The organism is Streptomyces aurantiacus (genome assembly GCF_001418335.1).
Lineage (GTDB): Bacteria > Actinomycetota > Actinomycetes > Streptomycetales > Streptomycetaceae > Streptomyces > Streptomyces aurantiacus.
Window position 1 is genome coordinate 1 of record NZ_LIPP01000491.1, and the last position, 3429, is coordinate 3429.

Below are 3429 nucleotides of genomic sequence, written 5' to 3' on the forward strand. Positions count from 1 at the left end.
GCACTGAGGCGCCGGCGCCTCGCCGCCCCGACACCCACGCTCCGTCGATTCCGGGGCGGGACGCCGAGAACCCCGTCCAGTGACCCTGCCCGACCCCGCGGCCTCCCGGGCTGTCCTCATCGGCGTCGACAAGTACGCGGTCCTGGACCGCCTGCCCGCCGTCACCAAAAACCTGCGCGGCATGGAAGAGTTGCTCATCGGACCCGGGTCCTGGGGCCTCGATCCCAAGCATTGTGTCGTGCTGTGCGACCCCGAGTCCCCCGTCACAGTTTTCGACGCTGTCCACGCAGCCGGCAAGGAAGCGACCGACGCCCTCTTCGTCTACTTCGCCGGACACGGACTCCCGTCGCCGCAGCTGAGCCTGTTCCTGGGACTGCCGAACTCCCATCTGGGGCGGCTCTACGACTCTGTGGACTACGACCAGCTGCGTTCGCTCATTCAGGAATGCCCCGCGCGGCGCCGCGTGGTCGTCCTCGACTGCTGCTACGGAGGCATGGCCATGCACGGTCGCATGGGCCTGGAGCTGCCGCTCGCCGACCTCACCTGCATCGAAGGTACGTATCTGATGACGGCGTCCGCCGCGGAGAAGACGGCGATGGCCCCGGAGGGTGAGAACTACACGGCGTTCACCGGTGAACTCCTGAAGGCGGCGGCCGAGGGCGTGCCCGACGGGCCGGAGCTCCTCGACATGGGTGCACTGTTCACGCACGTGCGAAGAGAGTTGCGAGCCAAGGGCCGGCCGGTGCCGCAACAGTGGGCGGGTGAACTCGGCCAGCACATCGCCCTGTCCCGCAATCGCTGGACCCCGGTCCCGGGCCCCGAGGCAAAGGCGTACGCGACGGCGCTGCGAGAGGCGGCGGCGCGAGCCGGCGGCGACGTGGAACAGCTTCTCGGTGACCCTTCTCTGGTACGTCGCTACCTGCGCGGGCAGAGCGTGGCCCCCCGGGAGTTCGTGGTCGCCCTGTCGGCCCACGGCGTTGTACTCCCTCAAGCGGCACTGACCCGCCTGCACACCCTGCGCCGCACCGCTCAACGAACCGCACCGGACACGCGCACCCAGATCCTGTACTGGCAGGAGGAGGTGGAGCTGCTGGGGAGTCGGCTGGCACAGGCGGGGGACTACAGCCACACCATCGAGGGCGAGCTGACGGCGGCGAGGAAGCGGCTCCGCCAGCTGGACACGGAGGTGCGGGTGCTCCAGGGACAGGTGGAGCGGCTGCGGGAGGAGAAGCCGACGCGGGCCGAAGCGGTGGTGGAGGCCGCGGTGGCGGTGTCCGTGGGGGAGCCGAGAAGCCGACACCGGCAGGGAGGGCCGGCCGGTCCGGGGAGTCCGGCTGTGGAGACCGGTACAGGTCCGAAGCCCGGGAGATCCATGGGATGCGGCGGTGCGTCCGCCCTCCTGGCCGCGCTCGCGCTGGTGTACCTCACGATTGTGGGGATCGACAGCGCCGGTTCCGTCACTCTGGTGTACGACAGCGGTAGAAGACCGGCCTTGGTGGGCGGGGCAGTAGTGAGCAATGACGGTCCGGACGGCCCGCAGCACATGTGGGACGTCGTGGGGAGCGTCGAGAGCGTGTTCCGCCCCGACGGAGACGCCGCGGTCGACCGGCTGCTGGGCGGCCTGACTGTTTCCGTGCCCAAGGGATGCGCGGACCGGACCGTCCATTGGAGGATCACTGTCGACGGGGAGTCGGTGGACGAGGGGTCCCTGACCGGGAAACGGGAACACCGGGTGACGGTCGACCTCGCCCAGCGCGGCGTCCCCGGCAAGGTCGGGTTCGGAGCCTGGTGGGACGGCGGCGGTTCCTGCGAGAGCTTCGGTCTCGTCCTGGGCAGCCCGCGACTGTCCAAGAGCTTCGACCTGATCGCTTGGTGAGCCGGCCATGCCCGCGCAAGGTAAAGACAGTGAGCACAACGGCCTCATTGTGACCTTCGGTCTGCTCGTGTTCGTCGTCGTTGGTCATCTGATTCTGGTGGGTGGCTCAATGGAGCCCAGTCAGCCGTCCTACAGAAGCGGGGCACGACCGGTCAGCGGGTCGATGAACGACGCCAGTCGGTTCCACGCGGGAACGAAGGAGCACGCCTGGGTCGTCCGGCGGCGTATGGAGAGCACCTTCGAAGTCGTCTCGGCCTTCGGCGACGGGCGGGTCGACGACCTGCAAGGCGTTCTCCGTGTGGTGGTGCCGGACAGATGCGCCGACAGGACGGTCCACTGGCGTATCAGCGCCGACGGTGAACGGATCGGAGGGGGCCTTCTCAAGTGGCTGCGGAAGTACGACGTGCCCACTCGCCTGACCATCGACGGCAAGCCCGACGAGATCACGGTCGAGGCATGGTGGGACGGAGGCACGGCGAACTGCCCGTTCTTCACGCTGGTCTGGCAAAGACCGCGGCTGTATCGCGATGCCGACTACAACATCCTGGATCCGGACTTCTACCACTGATCCGGCCGGAGGGCGGGACCCTTCATCCACCGCCACGGGGCGCGCCAGGGAGGCGGAGGTGGAACGGGCGCTCGCGCTCGGCGCGCGCCTGATCGCGGACCGGACCCGGCCGGACGGAGGCGGCGAACCCCACGCGTCCCGCAGACACGCAGGAGCCCACCCTGCGGCTGGAGAAGGTCACCCCGGACAACGTCGAGGCCGCCATCGCCCCCTGAAGGTCCGTCCCGACCAGGGGGGCAGGCAGGGTCGCGGATGCGTGCTGTGCGCGGCCCGGGTTACCTGGCAGCAGAGTCGGGCCAGTCAGCTCTCGCTGTTTCCGGCTCTGCCGTAGCGGCGGAAGGCGCCGGTCTCCACCATCCAGGGGCCGAACGGCACCGCGTCCCCGAAGATGTACGGGTCCTTGACCTGATAGCGGTTCTTGCAGGGGTCCGAATGCACCTCGATCGTGCCGGTGCGCGGGTCGACGATCATGTAGTGGGCGATGCCCATCGCCGGATAGTCCGCCAGTTTCTCCGTGTAGTCGTTGTCGGGGTTGGAGGGCGAGACGATCTCAATGACCGCGAGCACCTGCGTCGCGTCGACGGCGAGTCCCTCTTCGTCGAGCACGTCCTCGGGGATGACGACGGCGTCCGGGCGCCGCATGCGGCCGATCGACGGGTGCTCGATCTCGGGGCCGTTCTCGCAGATGTAGCCGGGGTGGGTGGTGGGCAGCTGCTCGTTGAGCTGGTTCCTGATGCGACGGACCGCGCCCTCGTGTCGCTTGGAGGGGCTCATCATGGCGAGAAACGGTCCCGAGGACCCGATCTCGACGTTCCACGCCCCCTCAAGGTGCTCGGCGTACGTCGTGAGCTCCTCGGCGATCGCCCGCATCTTCGCGTAGTCCATGAATCCAGGATAGGCGGCTGGCTGGCCGGTGCGGGCTTGTCGCGCGGTTCCCACTGACGGGGGTGAAGCGCCCCTCCTGGGGGCGCTTCACCCCCGTCAG

Annotated in this window: 3 protein-coding genes; 2 read left to right on the forward strand and 1 reads right to left on the reverse strand. The window is 68.8% G+C overall.

The features are described 5' to 3' along the window. Positions 1 to 79 precede the first annotated feature (79 nt). Both AOK01_RS39335 and AOK01_RS39340 read left to right on the forward strand, forming a co-directional pair. Entirely contained in the window at positions 80 to 1876 is a 1797-nt protein-coding gene (locus tag AOK01_RS39335; RefSeq protein WP_055520345.1) for a caspase, EACC1-associated type, read from the forward strand. Positions 1877 to 1883: 7 nt separating this feature from the next. Then, positions 1884 to 2444: a hypothetical protein gene (locus AOK01_RS39340; RefSeq protein WP_157871668.1), complete on the forward strand. Its 561-nt coding sequence runs from the start codon at positions 1884 to 1886 to the stop codon at positions 2442 to 2444. Positions 2445 to 2744: 300 nt separating this feature from the next. Here AOK01_RS39340 and AOK01_RS39345 read toward each other — a convergent pair whose 3' ends face one another. Beyond that, complete coding sequence (locus AOK01_RS39345) at positions 2745 to 3329, reverse strand: Uma2 family endonuclease (protein WP_055520349.1); 585 nt, start codon at positions 3327 to 3329, stop codon at positions 2745 to 2747. Positions 3330 to 3429: the final 100 nt, after the last annotated feature.

What these genes read in the sequence shown, in the direction of transcription:
- AOK01_RS39345 (WP_055520349.1), bottom strand. Translation starts at nt 3,329, where the DNA reads ATGGACTACGCGAAGATGCGGGCGATCGCCGAGGAGCTCACGACGTAC.
- AOK01_RS39340 (WP_157871668.1), top strand. Translation starts at nt 1,884, where the DNA reads ATGCCCGCGCAAGGTAAAGACAGTGAGCACAACGGCCTCATTGTGACC.